The 17,790-nt window shown below is 60.1% G+C and carries 19 protein-coding genes; 9 read left to right on the top strand and 10 right to left on the bottom strand.

All coding sequences use genetic code 11. From position 1 onward, the window contains the following. Positions 1-56: 56 nt before the first annotated feature. Complete coding sequence (locus CHN51_RS04440) at positions 57-2,498, bottom strand: TonB-dependent receptor (RefSeq protein ID WP_164088982.1); 2,442 nt, start codon at positions 2,496-2,498, stop codon at positions 57-59. A gap of 277 nt (positions 2,499-2,775) precedes the next feature. Here CHN51_RS04440 and CHN51_RS04435 point away from each other — a divergent pair, with 277 nt between their 5' ends. Genes CHN51_RS04435 through CHN51_RS04400 form a run of 8 tightly spaced genes read left to right on the top strand, consistent with a single transcriptional unit; the run spans position 2,776 to position 8,203 of the window. Beyond that, the gene (locus tag CHN51_RS04435; RefSeq protein ID WP_100092933.1) at positions 2,776-3,081 is read left to right on the top strand and encodes a DUF1330 domain-containing protein; all 306 of its coding nucleotides are present in this window, start codon (positions 2,776-2,778) and stop codon (positions 3,079-3,081) included. Then, on the top strand, positions 3,074-3,547 hold the full coding sequence (locus CHN51_RS04430; protein WP_100092932.1) for a VOC family protein: 474 nt from the start codon (positions 3,074-3,076) through the stop codon (positions 3,545-3,547). Before CHN51_RS04435 ends, CHN51_RS04430 begins: the two co-directional genes overlap by 8 nt. After that, on the top strand, positions 3,548-4,636 hold the full coding sequence (locus CHN51_RS04425; protein ID WP_100092931.1) for an NADP-dependent oxidoreductase: 1,089 nt from the start codon (positions 3,548-3,550) through the stop codon (positions 4,634-4,636). Positions 4,637-4,646: 10 nt separating this feature from the next. After that, positions 4,647-5,099 carry a VOC family protein gene (locus tag CHN51_RS04420; RefSeq protein ID WP_100092930.1) on the top strand — a complete coding sequence of 151 codons (453 nt, stop codon included), beginning with the start codon at positions 4,647-4,649 and terminating at the stop codon, positions 5,097-5,099. Further along, the gene (locus tag CHN51_RS04415; RefSeq protein WP_100092929.1) at positions 5,099-6,472 is read left to right on the top strand and encodes an MFS transporter; all 1,374 of its coding nucleotides are present in this window, start codon (positions 5,099-5,101) and stop codon (positions 6,470-6,472) included. Before CHN51_RS04420 ends, CHN51_RS04415 begins: the two co-directional genes overlap by 1 nt. After that, positions 6,469-7,275, top strand: coding sequence for an alpha/beta hydrolase (locus tag CHN51_RS04410; RefSeq protein WP_100092928.1), 807 nt, complete (start codon positions 6,469-6,471; stop codon positions 7,273-7,275). The genes CHN51_RS04415 and CHN51_RS04410 overlap by 4 nt, the downstream gene beginning before the upstream one ends. After that, entirely contained in the window at positions 7,272-7,574 is a 303-nt protein-coding gene (locus CHN51_RS04405) for a YciI family protein (protein ID WP_100092927.1), read from the top strand. Before CHN51_RS04410 ends, CHN51_RS04405 begins: the two co-directional genes overlap by 4 nt. A 32-nt stretch (positions 7,575-7,606) precedes the next feature. Beyond that, complete coding sequence (locus CHN51_RS04400) at positions 7,607-8,203, top strand: carboxymuconolactone decarboxylase family protein (protein ID WP_100092926.1); 597 nt, start codon at positions 7,607-7,609, stop codon at positions 8,201-8,203. A gap of 14 nt (positions 8,204-8,217) precedes the next feature. On the opposite strand, the gene CHN51_RS04395 is transcribed toward CHN51_RS04400, so the two are convergent. From CHN51_RS04395 to CHN51_RS04355, 9 genes are read right to left on the bottom strand one after another with little or no spacing between them, the layout of a single operon-like run. Further along, positions 8,218-9,120 carry a VOC family protein gene (locus CHN51_RS04395; RefSeq protein ID WP_100092925.1) on the bottom strand — a complete coding sequence of 301 codons (903 nt, stop codon included), beginning with the start codon at positions 9,118-9,120 and terminating at the stop codon, positions 8,218-8,220. 1 nt (position 9,121) lies between these two features. Continuing rightward, positions 9,122-9,886 (bottom strand): enoyl-CoA hydratase-related protein, encoded by a 765-nt coding sequence (locus tag CHN51_RS04390; protein WP_100092924.1) that lies wholly within the window; start codon positions 9,884-9,886, stop codon positions 9,122-9,124. Then, positions 9,883-10,749, bottom strand: a complete 867-nt coding sequence (locus CHN51_RS04385; protein ID WP_100092923.1) for a polysaccharide deacetylase family protein — start codon at positions 10,747-10,749, stop codon at positions 9,883-9,885. The genes CHN51_RS04390 and CHN51_RS04385 overlap by 4 nt, the downstream gene beginning before the upstream one ends. Further along, entirely contained in the window at positions 10,749-11,549 is an 801-nt protein-coding gene (locus CHN51_RS04380; RefSeq protein ID WP_100092922.1) for an SDR family NAD(P)-dependent oxidoreductase, read from the bottom strand. The genes CHN51_RS04385 and CHN51_RS04380 overlap by 1 nt, the downstream gene beginning before the upstream one ends. Continuing rightward, positions 11,549-11,854: an REDY-like protein HapK gene (locus CHN51_RS04375; protein ID WP_100092921.1), complete on the bottom strand. Its 306-nt coding sequence runs from the start codon at positions 11,852-11,854 to the stop codon at positions 11,549-11,551. Before CHN51_RS04375 ends, CHN51_RS04380 begins: the two co-directional genes overlap by 1 nt. A 14-nt stretch (positions 11,855-11,868) precedes the next feature. Next, positions 11,869-13,065, bottom strand: coding sequence for an amidase (locus tag CHN51_RS04370; RefSeq protein ID WP_100092920.1), 1,197 nt, complete (start codon positions 13,063-13,065; stop codon positions 11,869-11,871). 8 nt (positions 13,066-13,073) lie between these two features. Beyond that, complete coding sequence (locus CHN51_RS04365) at positions 13,074-14,435, bottom strand: phenylacetate--CoA ligase family protein (protein WP_100092919.1); 1,362 nt, start codon at positions 14,433-14,435, stop codon at positions 13,074-13,076. Further along, the gene (locus CHN51_RS04360; protein ID WP_100092918.1) at positions 14,432-15,739 is read right to left on the bottom strand and encodes an MmgE/PrpD family protein; all 1,308 of its coding nucleotides are present in this window, start codon (positions 15,737-15,739) and stop codon (positions 14,432-14,434) included. The genes CHN51_RS04365 and CHN51_RS04360 overlap by 4 nt, the downstream gene beginning before the upstream one ends. Next, positions 15,736-17,010, bottom strand: a complete 1,275-nt coding sequence (locus CHN51_RS04355) for an MmgE/PrpD family protein (RefSeq protein ID WP_100092917.1) — start codon at positions 17,008-17,010, stop codon at positions 15,736-15,738. The genes CHN51_RS04360 and CHN51_RS04355 overlap by 4 nt, the downstream gene beginning before the upstream one ends. A gap of 26 nt (positions 17,011-17,036) precedes the next feature. On the opposite strand from CHN51_RS04355, the gene CHN51_RS04350 reads away from it, so the two are divergent. Continuing rightward, positions 17,037-17,789 (top strand): GntR family transcriptional regulator, encoded by a 753-nt coding sequence (locus tag CHN51_RS04350; protein WP_100092916.1) that lies wholly within the window; start codon positions 17,037-17,039, stop codon positions 17,787-17,789. Position 17,790: the final 1 nt, after the last annotated feature.

Genomic DNA, 17,790 nt, shown 5'->3' with positions numbered 1-17,790 from the left:
AAGAAAGCCGCCCAATCGGACGGCTTTCTTTTACTGATCGTTCAGGCGTCGAGGCCTCAATATCTGGCTGACAGCACCACGCCGAAACGGCGTCCGGGGCGAAGGCCCGCAGTAAAATTCCGTTTGAAGGATTCGTTGCCGTCGGCGTAGCGGAGAATCTGCGCCACCGAATCCTCGTCGGTCAGATTCTTGACATAGCCCTGAATTTTGAAATTCTCGTTTTCAAATCCGATGCGGAAATCGGCCACGGCAGATCCTCCGGTTTCGGCCAGATTGTGAACCTGAGCATAGCTGGAGGAAACCAAGGAGATATTGGCGCCGGTAAAGAAGGTCCAGTCGCTCGATCCCAGCGGCATCCGGTAATCCACATCGGCAAAGACCTGATGCACGGGCGCGCGGGGAATTCTCTTGCCCTTGATCGAACCGAACAGCGACTGGCAACCGGCGGTGTCGGGGAACTGATCCCCGGTGGAGCAATTGACCAGACCATCATCCAGCACATCGTTCAGCACGCCCTGGTTCTCGTCAAAGCCCGACTTGAACTTGCTGTCGGCCAGTGCATAATTGGCGGTAAAGGTCAGATTGTCGCTGGGCCGGGCGACAATCTCCAGCTCCATACCGACGACCCGTGCCTTGCCCGCGTTAACGACAGCGGAGACGACGCTGGTCGGCGATTGCACATTCTGGGTCAGCTGATAGCCCGTGATCGTATTGTGGAATGCCGCGAGATTGACGGTCAGGGCGCGGTCAAGAAACTGGTTTTTCGAACCGATTTCAAAGGCGTCGACATCCTCTGCCTCATAGGATGGCACATCGGCCTGAATAGCGGTGACGCCATTGAAGCCACCGGGCTTCTGCCCCTGGGCGAACGATGCATAGAGCAGATTATTCGGCGTCGCCTGCCAGCCGAGCAGCACCCGCGGCGAGAATTTCTTGAACGTGGTGCCGACGCTCACGGGTGTGGCTGGCGGATCACCGTCGTTGCGGGCGATGGTCGTCTGTTCGACTTTTTCCTCTGCATATCGTCCTTCGACGCTCAGGGTCAGGGTTTCGGTAAGATCAAAGCTTGCCGCTCCGAACAGTGCCCAGTTGCGGATGTCGTAGTTATTCTCGTTGCGCGGAACAACGACAACACCGGCCGCGGCGGGATCGGTCAGAAAGGTGAAGAAGCAGCCAGCAGCCGGAGAGCATAAGGCAGCCCGGCGGGCTTCGGAATTGGCAAGCGCGAGTGCGTTGGCATTGGCCGGCAGTTCGCGGATGTCCCGGCTGTCATCGGACTGGTCGAAATAATAGCCGCCCACCATGATATCGAACCGGTCTCCGTCGTAAGCGAGACGCAATTCCTGCGACCAGTCCTCGGTCTCTGCGGCGCTGGCAAAAGAGAAATCGGTCGGTCCGCCGTTTACGATGCCGATGCCGGCACCGGCCGGGAAAGTGGCGAAGGTGGAGGCCTGAAAGCTGCCTGCGCTATAGTCGCCGTCGGTCACGAGGCTGTTCTTGACCTTGTTATAGCCGGTCAGGGATGTCAGCGTCAGCTGATCGGACAGTGCATATTCCATTTTCAGACTGGCGTTGAACGTCTTCACATCAAGCCCGACATCCTCGCCGTCGTTGGCAAATTGGCGGGTATAGTCGGTGTTGATCTCGGCGGGTTTGATCGTACCGCAGAAATAGCGCCCGCCGCCGGCGTAGAAACCGCCATTGTCGAAATAGCAATTATTGTCGCTCGCGCTGGTCGAGAAAATGGCCGGCTGGCCGTCGTCCGTGCGGTTATAATAAGCGCGTAACTGGGCAGAGAAGGGGCCGCCATCATCATAGGCAAGGCCGGCGGAGAAGGAATAGGATTTCTGTTTGCCGATCTTGCTGCCGTCATACTGGTTAGTATATTCGCCGTCATTGGTGAAATAGCGACCAGAGGCAAAGGCGCTGAGCGCTTCGGTAACAGGGCCGCGAATATTGGCTGTAATATCATAGCGGTCGTGTTCCGAAATATCCGCCGAGATGTTGCCGGTCAGGCGGTCTGCGGTGGTTTTGGAAATGATATTGATCGCACCGGAATAGGTGTTTCGTCCGTAGAGCGCGCTTTGCGGGCCCTTCACGACTTCGATGCGTTCGATATTGTCGACATTATAGTCGCCCACCGAGCCGCTGAAATAGATGCCGTCGATAAATACCGCGACGCCGGATGACCCCAGAACATTCGCCTGTCCGCGAATAACCGGGCGGTTGGCGTCGCGTCCCAGACTGTCATCGAAGGTCAGACCCGCGGTGGTCTTGGAAATGTCGGCCACGCTGTTCAGTGCGAGATTGTCGATCGATTCGGAGGTCACGACAGCCACTGCGGTCGGCACTTCCTGAAGATTTTCGGAGACCTTGCGGGCGGTCACGATGATCATGTTCGAATCACCGGCGCCCTCGCCGGATACCGGTTGCGCTATAGCGGATGCCGGCACGGTCGCTGCCGCAGCCAAAAGCAAATATTTATAAGAAATTTTCATAAGAGTTCTCCCTGATACCAGCATCGCTGATTTGCATTTCCTCCATCGCGGGAGTCTCACTGCTTTGAGAATTTGTCCAGACAAATTATTTTTTTGGGCATCTATAGCAGCGGACTGTAACAATTTTGCAACGCACAATTTGCCAGTCTGGCGCAAAATCGCGGCTTCGCCGGCCCGATCCTCCGGCGTCTGAACCCGCCGGATTCCGCAATTCATTTAGGCATTGCAATCAATCATAATGCAGCTAATTTGTCCAGACAACTTTTGGAGATATGATATGCCCGCCTATATGATCGTGACAGCCGCAATTGGCGACAGGGAGGCTTTTATCAGCGGCTATGGCGCCGCAGCGGGTGCTCTGGTCGAAAAATTCGGCGGCAAATATGTCCTGCGCGGTCCGGGCGCCGAGCTGCTCGAAGGCGACTTTGGCGATGGCGCTTCCATGGTCATTTCCGAGTGGCCCGACAAGGCGGCAGCCAAGGCGTTCTGGGATGGTCCTGAATATCAGGAAGCCAAAAAGCTCCGTGAAGGTGTCGCGGATGTCCAGGTTCTTCTGATCGAAAGCCCCCGAATCAATGACTGATATTATCAAACGCACAACATTGATGGTCCGTGACGGCGACCGCGCATCGCATTGGTATGAAAATGTTCTCGGTATGGCAAAGTGGATGGATACGCCCTTCACCCTGTCGGGAACCCAGCTCGCTGCAGGCAGGAAAGGCGACCAGACCCGGCTCATCATCCTGAAATGCCAGGACGATCTCATCGGCATGATCGGTCTGCTCGAATGGCTGGATCCGAAAATGGATGCGCCGGCGGAATTGCCCACCGAAATACAGTTCGGCGCGCCCGTCTTTGTCGTGGCATCGGAAGATGCAAAGGGTGCGCTGGAACGAGCGCGGGCGCTGGGATCACGGATCCATTGCGAACCGCGCGAATGGACGGTTACCGGCGCTGACGGCAAGCAAAAGGACATGATCGGCTGTTCCTTCTGGGATCTGGACGGCTATTTCTTCGAAGTGAACCAGGTCGTGAAGGTTCACGGCTAGGTGAGCGGTGACGGCCTTGATGCGTTTGATTCCCTGTCCGCAGACAAGCAGATAGATGATAGCGCCAATTACCAGTGGCGCGTCGCATCGCGGCCGGTCGGCAATGTCGTGCCTTCCGATTTTCAGTGGACCGTGACCGATATTCCCGAGCCCGGTGAGGGCGAGGTGCTGCTCAAAACCCATTATCTCGGTCTCGCGCCGGTCATGCGATTCTATATGCAGGGCACGGGCGCCGCCGGCGAGCGGGCGCTCGAACCGGGTGATGTGATCCACGGGCGGGGCGTGGCGCAGATCGTGAAATCCCGCCATCCCGACTGGCAGGAAGGCGAGATGGTGCAGGGGCAGCTGGGCTGGCAGACCTACAAGGTCTCCCAGATGACCGCGCAGGAGAAATTCTTCAAAATGCCGCATAACGGTCTGCCGGCCGCACTGGGCTCCGGAGTATTGGGCATGACAGGACTCTCGGCCCATGCCGGGCTTTTTGCCTGTGGCGATCCGCGGCAAGGCGACCGGATGGTGCTTTCGGGCGCTGCCGGCGGAGTCGGATCGATGGTCAGCCAGATGGCCGCCAATGTCGTCGGCTGCGAGGTCATCGGCCTGGCGGGCGGAGCGGAAAAATGCGCTTTCATCCGGGACCATGGCTGTTTGCAGGCGATCGACTATAAAGCGGAGGATATCGGGCGGCGTCTGGATGCACTGCTGCCCGATGGCATCGATCTCTATTTCGACAATGTCGGCGGCGAAACGCTGGCGGCCTGTCTTGAACGGCTCCGCATGCACAGCCGCATCGTGCTGTGCGGATCGATCAGCGAATATACGCGAGAAGAGCCATTTAGTCTCACCAACTATACGCGCCTGCGCGCTACCGAAAGCAGGATGCAGGGCTTTTTTGTCTATAACCATCTTGGCAACTGGCAGAAGGTGATGGATGATCTGGCGGGATGGATACATGATGACCGTCTGAAGCCGGTGCAGGACATCGAGGACGGATTCCAGAATATGCCTCGGGCGCTCGCCAATCTATATTATGGCCGCAATGTCGGCGTCCAATGTTGTTCGGTTCGCGGTGAACCGGCGCAGTGGAATTGAGGAGAATGATATGACCGAAAAACCGGCGGTGCGGTTCCAGCGCGCAAATTTCGTGGTCGAGGATGTCGACAAGGCGCTGACCTTCTATCGCGACGTACTCGGTTTCGAGGTGACCTTCCGCAAGGGACATAATCCGCAAAGTTATTCGATACCCGTGTTTGAAATCCCCGACGGGGCCGAGCTTGATTTTGCCATACTCTCGCTGCCCGGCCAGCCGCGCATCATGGCGCTGTCTGGAATAGGGAAAATAAGGCTCGAGCCGGTCCCCTATCCCCGGCGCAGCGCGATCGTGCTCGATGTCGCCGATCCGGACAAGGTGATGGCCCAAAGCGCCGCGCTTGGCCTGACCGTATATGCGGAAGGGCGCCTGGAAACGCACGACGGCCGCATCGGACGGGAAATCGGCATAGTCGACTTCGACGACAATCTGGTCGTCATCTATCTTATTCCGGACAACGATTAATGGGCCGCGAGGCGGAGGCCGGGGCCGCAAGGCCGGGGACGGGCGGCGCAGGGCCTTCGCCGGCCCGGCCCTATCCGAGTGCGACGGCCGGCTGGTTCCTTGTCGTCATGCTGACCATCGCTTATATTTTCAGCTTTGTGGACCGTTATATTCTTGGCCTGCTGATCGAACCGATAAAGGCGGAATTCGGCCTGTCCGACCGGTCCATCGGCTGGCTGCTCAGCGCCTTCACATTGGTCTACGGTTTCGTCGGCATCTTCATGGGCTGGCTGATCGATCGCGGCAAGCGGATCTGGATCGTGTCAATCGGTGTCGGCCTCTGGTCGATCGCGACGGTTGCCACCGGCACGGCCAAGAATTTCGCACAGCTGTTCGCCGCCCGCATGGGCGTCGGCGTCGGCGAAGCGACCCTGAGCCCGGCGACATTCTCGATGATCGGCGACAGTTTTCCGGCGGAGAAACGCGGCAAGCCGATCGCCTTCTATTCCTCGGCCCTGCCGATCGGCGCCGGCCTGGCGTCCTTGCTGAGCGGCGCTATCATCGCCTGGACAGCATCGGGCGGCACGCAATCGCTGCCTTTCTTCGGCGAACTGTCACCCTGGCGATTCACCCTGATCCTGGTCGGGCTGCCGGGACTGGTCTTCGCGCTGTTCTTCCTGCTGATGAAAGAGCCCGCGCGCCGTCCGGCGGCCGCCGCCTCCGACGTGATCAGCGGCAACGGCTTTACCGACGCGCTCAAATATATCTGGCGCAACCGGCTCCTCTATCTCGGCTTCCTGCTGCTGATCGGCACAATGACCACGATCGCCTATAGCCAGGGCTTTCTGGCGCCGACCTTCGAAAGGACCTGGGGCTGGTCACCGCAAAAATATGCATTTGTAAACGGTGTTGCCCTGCTGGTCATCGGTCCCGCCAACATGCTGCTGATGGGCAGCATTTCCGACTGGTGGACCCGTAAGGGCGTGAAGGATGCCGCCTTGCGACTGCTGTTCATCGGCTTTCTGATCATGGTGCCGACCGCGTCGCTTCCGCTTTTCATGCCGACCGCCGAGCTCGCCTTCGCGATCCTGTGCATCAACACCGTCGGCATCGGCATCGTTTCCGCAATTGGGGTAACGGCCCTGCTGGTGATCACGCCTGCCCAGGTGCGCGGCCAGATCGTCGCGATCTATTATCTGTCGATCAGCTGGTTCGGTTCGCTGGGGCCGATCGTGGTCGGCGAATTGTCGAGCAGTGTCTTCGGCGAGGAGAATATCCGCTATGCGGTCGCAGCCGTGCCGTTTATTTTCGGTTTCATACCGTTCCTGATGATGCCGCTGACCCGGCGTCTCTACCGGGCCCAGATGGAACGGCTGGGGGATGGCGCCGGATGATCCGCAAAGGCTATTCGGATGGTCCTTTTGGCCAGATCCACTGGCGGATGCTGGAACCGGAACAGCCGCCTTCGCGGCCCGATCTCTATTGCCTGCATCCCGCCCCGTTCAGCGGTCTTGCCTTTACCACGATCATGCCGTTCCTCGCGCGGGGACGCCGGGTAATTGCACCGGATTTTCCCGGCCACGGCGGCTCGGACTCTTTTCGCCCGGACCCGGTGATTGCCGAATATGCGCAGGCCATGCGAGCGGTGGTGGCGGACCTGTCCGGCCAGCGACCGGTGGATATCACGGCCTTTCACAGCGGCAATCTGGTCGCGACCGAAATGGCCGGCGACCGGGGCGCACAGGTGCGCAAGCTGGCGCTGGTCGACGTCCCGGCTTTCGCCCCCGATGTCCGTGCAAAATTTCTGCCCGGTGCCGCCCGCCCGTTTGAAATCACGGCGGATATCCTGTGTCTGGAAAAAGCGTGGGATCTCGGCATGACCAAGCGGTTGCCAAGCCAGGGCCCGGACCGCAGCTTCGCAATGTTCACCGAACAATTGCGCCACGGCACGGCGATGAACGCCGCTTTTCACGCTGCCTTCACCTATGATGTGGAAGGCCGCCTGCCGATGGTTGCCTGCCCGGCTCTGATCTTGGCGACGCAGTCCGGATTGCTCGAGGCCACCCGCCGCGCTGCAGGCCTGATAGCATCCGCCCGGCTTGTCGAAAGGCTCGATATCAAACGTGCCGTGCTTGACGAGGCGGCGGACAAGACGGCAACAGAAATACTAACCTTCCTGGACGAGGACTCCCGATGAAAACATTTGCTATCTATTGCACCGACAATCCTGATACCGCCGAGAAAAGGCTCGACGCGCGAGCGGCCCATTTTGCCCATATGGAAAAGATGCTGGAGCATTTTCTTATCGCCGGGCCGCTGCTCGACGAGCAGGGCGTGACGGTCGGATCCATGCTGGTCGTGAAAGCCGAAACCGCGGCTGAAGCGCGCAAATTTCCGGAAGCCGATCCTTATTATGCCGCCGGTATCTGGGCCGACATCCGGGTCACCGAATTCATTCCCGCGGCCGGCGACTGGATTGGTGGCAAAATCTGGTAGACCTGTCCGCAACAAGGAAAAGGCGTAAAAAAATGACCCGCATCAGACCATTGTCGCTGGCCGAGCTGCCCGGCGAAACGCAGGCCGCCCTGAAATTTTCTGAAAATCTGATGGGCTATGTGCCGAATTCGGTGATGACCATGGCCCATTGGCCGGAGCTGCTGGCCGCCTTTCGCGGTCTGGTCTCTGTGATCTACGGGGAGAGCGCGATCGACAATGGCCTCAAGCGGATGATCGGCGCGGTGGTAAGCGCGGCTGCCGGATGCCGCTATTGCATGGCGCACACCACGCTCGGGGCGCGGGACGTTGGTGTTGACGAGGAAAAGGTGAAAGCCGTCTGGGACTATCAGACCAGCGATCTGTTCAGCGCCGCAGAACGGGCCGCGCTCGATCTCGCCTTTGCCGCCGGACAGGTTCCCAATGCAGCGACCGACAGGCATTTTGCGGCGCTGGACGCTCATTATGACGATCGGCAGAAGACCGAGATCATGGCGGTGATCAGCATGTTCGGCTTCCTCAACCGCTGGAACGACACGCTCGCCACCGGCCTCGAGGACAAGCCGCTGGACTCTGCCAGCACCTTGTTCACCCCGGACCAGTGGCAAGCGGGCCCGCATCGCCCGACATGATTGTGGCCGGTCCGCTAGCCGATCTCGATCAGCTCCAGCAATTCGCCGGCCTGTCCAATGGTCGTGGCTGACCGGCGTCCGGCATAGGGCGCTGCTTCATGGACCTGGGGCGGGGTGATCCACTCGGCTTCGATCCGGTCGAAATCCTCTACCGCCAGGCTCACCAGTGCATTGCCCGGTGGCAACATGCCATCATGGCGGGCCCGTGCCCTCGCCTCGGCGGGATAATCATCGACCTCGACGATCGGCAGGCGGTCTTTCTGTACCATCGTCAGGTCGGACAATGTGTCTGCCGGCTTTCCGAAGGCGTCGTTTATCATACTGTAGGCCAGGGTATAGGTGTCGGCCTCGGTCAGATCGAGATTGTCGCAATACCATTGCACGGTTGCGGCCCGATCCGGGGTCGCCAGAATGACGATGAATATATGGTCGGTCAGGCATTGTGCCTGGGGCAGATCGGAAGACGGCGTATTCTCCCGCACCTCGTTGAGATAGACCATTTCCCGGCCGGTCCCCAGCACCTGCATCGGCACGAAATAGGGCAGCCCTTCCAGCTCCTTGGGCGGGCCGACAATATCGAAACCGCTGCCGGTCAGACGGTCCAGCCATCCGAATACATCCTGCACCGTCAGCTCGAAGGCCGCCCAGCCATAGGTCGTGGTGGGTTTGAACCCGGGATGATCGGGCTGCTCGACGAGCCGCAGATGACAGTCGGCTCCGCTGACCGGCTGCAATATCGCCATCGGCGCGCCGGCGCTCTTCGGGCAGCCCCAGCTTTCCGCCAGCCCGGAGGACAGGGGGCCCTGTTCGACCAGAGTCATACCGAGGATATCGCGATAGTCCCGCAGCGCGGCCTCCAGGTCAGGCACGACGGACAGACCGCCCAGTATCGCGCCATGTTGCAGATGATGGGTCATATCAAAACTCCGGCTTTCTCTTTTCGAGAAAGGCGCTCACGCCTTCCTTGAAATCGTCGCTGTCGAAAGCGGCGTTGAACAGCGCTTCCGATTCAGCATCGTCGTCGGCCTGTCCTTCCAATATGCGCTGGATGACACGCTTGCTCATCCGCTGGCTGTGCGAGGAGACCGACGCCATTGTCTCTGCCATCGCCATCGCCTCGCCATAGGGATTGTCGGCCAGCAGGGTTATCAAACCGATCCGCAGCGCTTCCTCGGCAGGCAGAATCTGCCCGGTGAACAATATGCGCTTGGCTTGCGAAGGCCCGACCGCATCGACCAGCAATTTGGTGTCATGGAGCGGATAGACCAGACCCAGTTTTGCGGGCGTGATGCCGAAACGGGCCGCTGGTCCGGCGATGCGCAGATCGCAGGCCAGGGCGATGCCGCAACCGCCACCGATACAGTCCCCGTCGATCACCGCCATGGTGGGTTTCGGGGCCTGCGCCAGATCATGCTGGACCTTGCCGATCGCCGCCTGGTTTCTGGCGCGCCAGACCGGATCAGAGGATCCGGTGCCGAATTCGCCGATATCCGCGCCGGCACAAAAGGCGCTGTCTCTGGTGCTGGCGTGGACCATCAATATCCGGATGGCGCTGTCGGCCATAGCGTCAGCGAGCAGGTCGGGGAACAGCTCCCACATGTCCTGGGTGAAAGCGTTGCGCTTGGCCGGGCGGTCGATCAGCAGACGCGCGATCTTGCCCTCTTTCTCGAGCCGCAGGGTCATGCCGGATCCACTTGTGCCAGATGCTTGGCAATCTGGTGCCGGCTGGTTACCCAGACATCCTTTTTCGAACGGACATGCTTGAGAAATTCCTCGAATGCCCAGATCCGGCCCGGACGACCGATGATCCGCAGATGCAGACCAAGCGACATCATTTTGGGATTGCCCTCTTCGCCTTCGCGGTAGATCTGGTCGAAATTATGCTTCGCATAGTCGAGCCATTGCTGCGGCGTCATCGCCGGATCGGTCCACATCTTCATGTCGTTGCTGTCGAGCTGATAGGGCACGATGGCCAGCGGCTTGCCGGGCACGGTCTGCTTGTCCCAGAAGGGAATATCGCCGGAATAGTCATCCATATGATAGGCAAAACCCTCCTCGATCAACAGGCGCCGCGTATTGTCGGTGTGAAAATAGCGCGACAGCCAGCCATAGGGGCGCACGCCGACGCTTTTCTCGATCGAGTCGACAGCCTTGCGAATGAACGCGCGCTCCTTCTCCTCGTCCATCTTGAACTGGTGCACCCAGCGATAGCCGTGGCTGACCGGTTCGTGACCCAGATCGGCAATCGCCTGCGCAATCTCCGGATAGTTTTCCAGACTCATCGCCGCCACCGTCCAGCTGGCCATGATGTCATAATCGCGCAGCAATTTGACGATCCGCGGCGCGCCGGCCTTGATCCCGTAAAGATAATTGCTCTCGTTGCCATAGTTGCGGATCGGCGACTTGATATGGATGCCCAGTTCGTCGACCGGTTCCATCCCGCGATCGCCGCGCGCGACCGTCATCTCGCTGCCTTCCTCGACATTGACGACGATGCTCAGCGCCATTTTCGCGCGATCCGGCCAGTCCATGCGTTCTTCCTGCATCAGTGCATTTCCTCCCCGCCCGAAACGTTGATCGCTTCGCCGGTCACATAAAAAGCTTCATCGCTGGCCAGCCATGCGCAGGCCGCCGCCGTGTCGCTCGGCAGGCCGGGACGGCCCATCGGGTTTTTCGTGCTCATATTGGCGATATAGGCTTCGACGGTCTCGAACCCGAGCAGCTTGGAGAAATATTCATTCTGCTGGGCACCCAGACCGGTCGTCACATGATTGGGGCAAACCGCGTTGACGGTGATGCCGTGCGCGCCGAGTTCCACAGCGCTGGCTCTGGTCAGGCCGACCATGCCATGTTTGGAGCTGACATAGGCGGGCAGATGCGGGAACGCGGTCTTTGCCGCCTGACTGGCGATATTGATGATGCGCCCGCCCTTGCCGGCCCTGACCATCGCCTTGGCCGCAGCCTGTGTGCAATAAAAGGCACCGGACAGATTGACCCCGATGACCGTCGCCCAGTCCGCCGGGTCGACGTCCAGCAGCGGTTTCATCATGAAGCCGATCCCCGCATTGTTGACGAAAATATCGACCGAGCCAAAGGCTTTGACCGCCTGATCGACCAGCGTCTGGCATTGCGCAGCGTCGCTGACATCGCAGGCAATCGTCGCAACCCTGACTCCCCGTCCGCGCAGTTCCTCTGCGACAGCCTCTTCCTCCTCGCCGATGGCCAGATCGGAGACAACGCAATTGGCGCCCTCATCGGCAAAGCGCTGCAATATGCCTTGCCCGAGCCCTTTCTGTTTGCCGGAGCCGGTGACGACAACGGTTTTTCCTGCATAACGGCCGGACATCAGAGATCCTCGGTCAGAATGAATTGTGGATTGTCGGCGAATTTCTGGAATGGCGCGGCCATCGCCTGGAACTGCTCGGTCGAGATGTCGGCGACGAAACCGTCCATATCCTTGATGTCGAGTATTTCGATATATTGATAGGGTGATGCTTCATCCGATCCGAACAGGCCGGTGGCCTTGTGAACCGTGAAACCATCGACCGAACCGAGTTTGTTCACGCCCGGAATATCGGCGGTCTTTGCCCAATTTTCATAATCGGCGGCACTGACGCCCTGTTTCAGGTTGAATATGACAATGATGCGCATGGTCTTTCTCTCTTTCATCTTCCGTAAAATAGGGGCGGTTGGCGATAGGCCGACATTTGGTCGTCGAGCTTTCCGGCGAGGTTCAGCAGACCGGCCTCGTTTCCTGCTGCTCCGATAAGCTGGACGCCGACGGGCAGGCCGTCCTCGTTGCAGCCTGCCGGAATGCTGATCGCCGGCAGACCGGCGATATTGGCAAGGCAGGTGAAATCCGCCTGATTGGCGGGGGCTTTGCCAGCGTGGCTGAAGGCCGCCTGTGGCGCAGTCGGCAACAGGATCGCGCCATGCTGCGTGACGACTGCGTTCACAGCCTCGCTGACCTCGGCCAGGATCCGGCGGTCTTCGGCCAGATCGACCGCGCTGCGGTTCGGGCCGAAGGTCAGGAGAAATTTGAGACCGTCGGATATTTCTGCCGTACCCGATTCGATCAGTCCGCCGAGCGTCCCGGCGAGCGCGAGCGAGGTCAGGATGAACCCTGCGTAGCGGATGCGGGTGAGCGGATAAGGCAGGGAAAAGCTTTCCGAAGCGCCCAGAGCGCTGCACGCCCTGACATGGCTTTCCAACACCGCGGGTTCGCAGTCGACATCGCCGAGATTTTCCAACAATGCAATGTTATCAATGACTTGTTCTGGTTTCCAGTCCATCAAGACGCGCGAACATGCTTCCAAGTCTTCCAATGATCGCGCCATTGGCCCGATGCTGTCGAGCGTCGCTTCGGCAATCTCCAGCCCGTCCTGGCTGATCGCGCCACGGGTCGGCTTGAGGCCATAGATCCCGCAATAGGCCGCCGGTATCCGCACCGATCCCATGGTGTCGGTACCCAGCGCCACGTCGCAGAGGCCGGCAGCAACCGCCGCCGCGCTGCCACCGGAAGATCCGCCGGGCGTATAACCGATATGGTGCGGATTCTGCGTCGCACCGAAAAAGATATTGTCGGTCTTGGCGCCCAGCGCCGCCTCTTCCATGTTGAGCGTACCGATAATCGCCGCGCCCGCCGCCCGCAGCCGAGCCACCGCATCGGCGTCGCGGGTTGCAATGCGGTCCCGATAGGCGCCGATGCCGCCGGTCCATGGCAGATCTTTGACCGCGATATTGGCCTTGATCCCGATGGTCATGCCATCCAGCGGCCCGGCCCCGAACGTCGCGCTGTCGTCGAAATCGACAAATGCGTTCAATCGCGCATTGGCTGCCTCAAGATCATTCCACCGGATCATCGGTCAGTTCACAGCCCCCGCTCGTCGATCAGCCGGATCGGCTTTTGCCGGACGTCGATCTGGCTCGCTGCCGCGGTGCCGCCGACGCCGACCAGTTCGATCGCCACATCGATACCGATACCCTTGCGCAGCAGTTCGGAAAGCTGCGACGGGTCGGAGCCGCCGCGGCTTTCGAGCACCACTTTCATCTCGTCCCGGCCCTTTTCATCGCGGGTCACATAGCAGACATATTCGCCGGTCAGATCGTCGCGATTCTCGATGATCGAGCCGACCGCATGGGGGAAAATGTTGATCCCGCGCAGCTTCACCATATTGTCGCTGCGGCCCTTGAACCCGGATATCCGCTTGAACACCATGCCGGTTGCATTGCTGTCGGTCCGTTCTTCGGTAATATCGTGGGTGTTGAAGCGGATACAGGGCGCGATGTCATCCTTGAACAGGCAGGTCACGACCATGTCGCCGGTTTCGCCCGGCGCGACGGGCGTGCCATCGTCAATGTCGAGCAGTTCCAGATATTGCGCATCTTCCCAGACATAGAGGCCGTCGCGATCCGGGCCTTCGCCGGCGATGCTGCCGGTGTCGCCGACCCCGTACCAGTCATAGGCCTTTGCGCCGTGCCAGGCGGCCTCGGTCGACGCCCGGTCCTCGGTACCGAGATGGCCGATGATCATTTTCAGATTGATCCGGTCGAACAGTTGCTCCGCTTCCGCGACATCCGCCAGCTTGCGGACATAGTCGACAAAGCCGACCATGCAGGTGACGCCGAAGTCGGCCATCAGATTGACCTGGTTGATCGACCGCGTCTCGATGCCGGTCCCAGCGCTCAGGAAAAGGGAATTGGTGAAATGGGTCACCGCCTCGCGGATATAATGGCCGCCGTTGATCATCCCGTGGCCGTAGACCGACTGGACCACATCGTCGCGACCCAGGCCCATCCAGCGATACATCCGCCCGACCAGCAGATTGGTGACTTCGCGACCCTTGGGGCCGAACATCAGCGGCTGCGGCCGTCCTGTCGTGCCGCTGGTCGTGTGGAAAATGACGGGATTATTGCCACGCCCGTCGAAATCGCCATAAGGCGGGTAGTCGTTGACCGAGGCCATCAGGTCGGACTTGTCATAGACCGGCAATTTGGTGATGTCGGCCAGACCCTGAATATCGCCCGGCTCGATTCCCTGCGCGCCCCACAGCCGCTGGTAAAAGGGAATCTGCCATCCGCGCTGCATCAGCTTCAGAAACTGCCTGTTCTGGATCGCGTGGAGCTCGTCGCGGGACATGCTTGTGTAGCGGCTGACAAAGGCATCGCCGACCGGATATTGGTCGAGCATCTGTTTGGCGTCGAAAGCTTCAAAATAGGTCGGAAAGGTCATCGGGGCTCCGTCACATAGGCTAGAGGATCGTCAAAAATTCGGGGGTCGTGGCCGGGGTTGGCGAGGCTGCGGGCCAGATCACGCTTGGACTGCGTTTGCGCTTCGGACATGGGTGACTCGGGGCTGCCCAGATTATTGGTGATGATCTGCTCGACTGCGCTGCCGTCGGCCAGGCCGATGGTCAGGCGTTGCGGCGCCAGCGCATTATGGTCGGGATTCTCGTCAATCCGCACCACCACTTTTCCACCCAGTTTCACCAGATCGGGATTGGCAAATTCTGCTGGTGTGAAACAGCGCGGATCAATGATCCGGTCGCGCAGCATCAGCGGCACCAGGAACGGCAGGCACAGTCGCGCATAGCTGGGGCTCATGTCCGTTCTGTAGGGGCGTCCGACCAGACGGTGGATCAGCGGCGGCGCCGCGACGTCGACGGCGACAACCTGCGATGGATCCAGCGCGCCCGCGCGCAGCATGACGTCGAGCGCACCCAATATGCCATGGCTGGCCCGGCCCGACGGAAAGGGCTTCACGCTGACATTCTCGATCTGCCAGCTGCTGCCGATAGTGTCCGTATAGCACGCCAGATCACCGGGCTCGAACAAGGCGAAATAACCGAACGGGCCTTCCAGCGCATCATGTGGTCCGTCCATGCCGGCTTTCGCCAGATCAACGGCTGTGATGGCGGCGCGTGATGCATTGGCGATCTGCAGGGGCAGGGCGACGGATGCTTCGACATGCGCCTGCATCGTGCCTGCGGCCTGCGAATAGGCGAGCCCGAGAATGTCCGGGAACCGTTCTGCCGGCATAGATTCCAGACGGGCCACGGCCAGCGCCGCGCCGATCACCCCGGCGGTGGCGGGCCGGAAAAACTGCATCGCACCGGTCGCGGCAATGCCTAGCCCGCTGGCGATATCGACACCCACCGCGAGCGCCGTGAGAAAATCTTCCGGATCACAGCCTTGCAGTCGGTCCGCCGAAGCAAGCAAGGCGGCAGTCACCACCGAAAGTGCGTGGACCACCGCCGGTTCGTGCACCGCGTCCCACTCGAGGCAATGAATGGCAAAGCCGTTGAACCAGGCCGCCGAAGGCGTGGGCAGACGGTCGCCCGAACCCAGCAGCCGCGCTTCCCCGCCGGTTCCCCAGCCGATGACGGCGCCGAGCATGGCGCGTGCTTCATCGGCAGCAGCACCGGCCGCGCCGCCGGCCAATGTATCGCTCAGAAAATGGAGCGCTGCTGTTCTCGCGGAGTCCGGCAAGCCATGGTCGGCTGCCGCAAAGGCGATGATTTTCCCGGTCGCGCTCATGACAGCCAGTCCGTCAGCATCCGGTTTATTGCTCCTGCGTCTTTACCGTTGAGCGCCAGATCAACCGCGCGGTCCGCTTCCGCTTCGGGCAATCCTCCCCAGGCGATCAGCGCGCGCGCCTTTTCGACTATGCCGTCTTTTGACAGCGGCCGTTCCGGATCGCCTCGCGTATCGACCAGCTCGACCGTCTCGCCGGCGCAATGGATCCGCGCACCATAATGTTCGGGATAGCGGCTGGTGATATCCGATGCTTCGGACACGGTGACCCGGCCCCGGGCATCGGCCAGCGCGGCTATCGCTTCCGGCTCGAAATCGGCGAGCTGCGGCACATCTCTTGTGGCGACGATGGCCACCGCGTGCTGGATCGAGAATTTGGCGTCATGGACCGTCTGCGGATCCGGCCGATCGCAAAAGGCGACTGCATCGGCATAGGTTTCGACCAGTATTTCTTCCTCCAGCGCGCCGAGCCTGGCCTTGAGTTCCAGCGCGGCGTCAATCGCCGGATGGGCATGGCGACAGGCGCCCCAGGGCTTGAAGCTGACCTCGTGAATCCGCCATTGGTCGGGGAAGGTCATCGGCTTGGGATTTTTGCAGGTGGCGGCGTAGAGACCTTGTGGTCCTTCCAATATGAAGCGCGGCCCCTTTATGCCCTTGAACGCGACAACAGAAGCATCCAGACCCGTCTTGACGGCCCGGGCGATATGCCATTGTTTCGCATCGCTATCTTCGTGTCGCATTTGCCACAGTCCGGAACTCGAGGTTCCCGCCAGACCGAACGCGGAGACGAGCTTTTGCAAATTGTCTTCGGTCTGCTTCTGATCATGGTCATCGTCCGGGAATGGCCAAAAGGCTGCCGTTGCCCCGAAAACGCCAGCCGTCGCGGTGTTGTGGTAAAAACCGTAATGTGCGTCGTCGAAAGTTTCCCCAACCGTAATTACAGCTTCGTATCCGATTATCGCGGCATCGAGCATATGGTCGAAATCATCTGCGTCATTGTGCAGAATGCATGGCCAGATCACTGGTCCAGGGTGCAAGATTGATGCGCGATGGACATCATCCATCTCCATGACATTGCCGAGCCAGGACGCGGTGGCGAGAGCATATGTTTCTATCCCTTGCGAGATGACACACTCGGCAACCCGACTCCGCCGCGCGCCTGCAACGCAACCCAGCCAGTCGAGCAAATGCAATCTTGCCCGCTGTCTTGTCGCTTCGTCGACAGGTCGCATCAAATGGGTTGCGAGTTTCTCGGTCAGGCTCTCTTGCGTCATGCCGTCACCCGTCTTAAGACAAGTCCATGTCCGGACAGAAATCTGAAACTCCCAGCAAAAAGAAGCCGCGCTATCTCGAGCTTGCCGACGAGTTGCGCGAGGAAGTGCTGCGCGGCGATTATCCCGATCCCGGAGATTTCCCAACCGAATCGGTACTTTGCAAGAAATTTGATGTCAGCAGGTTCACGGTCCGCGAGGCCTTGCGCAAGCTCATGTCCGAGGGACTGATTTCCCGCAAGCGCGGATCGGGGACGATCGTTCAACCGGCGACCGCGCGGGCGGGCGCTCTTCACCAGCCGCTGAGCAACGTCGGCGAGATCATGCAATATGCGCGCGATACGACGATCAGTTTTGAGCGGCTGCCGGCGCAGGAAATTCCGGTCAAGATTGCCGAACAGATTGGCATCACGCCGAAGCACAAATGGTTTGTCTTCCATGGCAAGCGACTGAAGCCGGGGCGCAAACGCCCGATCGCGGTAACCGTTGCCTGGATCAATCCCGACCTTGCCGATGCCGTTGACAGGATTGACGCCAACGGAGCGACGCTCTTTGGCCAGATCGAGGAATATGCCCAGGTCACGGTCAGCCGGGTGACCCAGGATATCCAGGCGATCGCGGCGACCAAGAAATTCGCTGCGGATCTCGGGCTTGAGGAAGGGGATCCTATCCTGCGTATCCTGCGCTGTTTTTTCGACGAGAATGGCCGCTTGTTCGAAATTTCGGCCAGCTACCACCCCGGCGAACGCTTTGCCTATGCCATGCATATCGAGGTGGACTGAA

Origin of the sequence: Sphingorhabdus sp. YGSMI21 (assembly GCF_002776575.1) — a bacterium.
Taxonomy (GTDB): domain Bacteria; phylum Pseudomonadota; class Alphaproteobacteria; order Sphingomonadales; family Sphingomonadaceae; genus Parasphingorhabdus.
The sequence above is the reverse complement of the archived record's forward strand: the minus strand, read 5'-3'. Positions and strand labels throughout refer to the sequence as shown.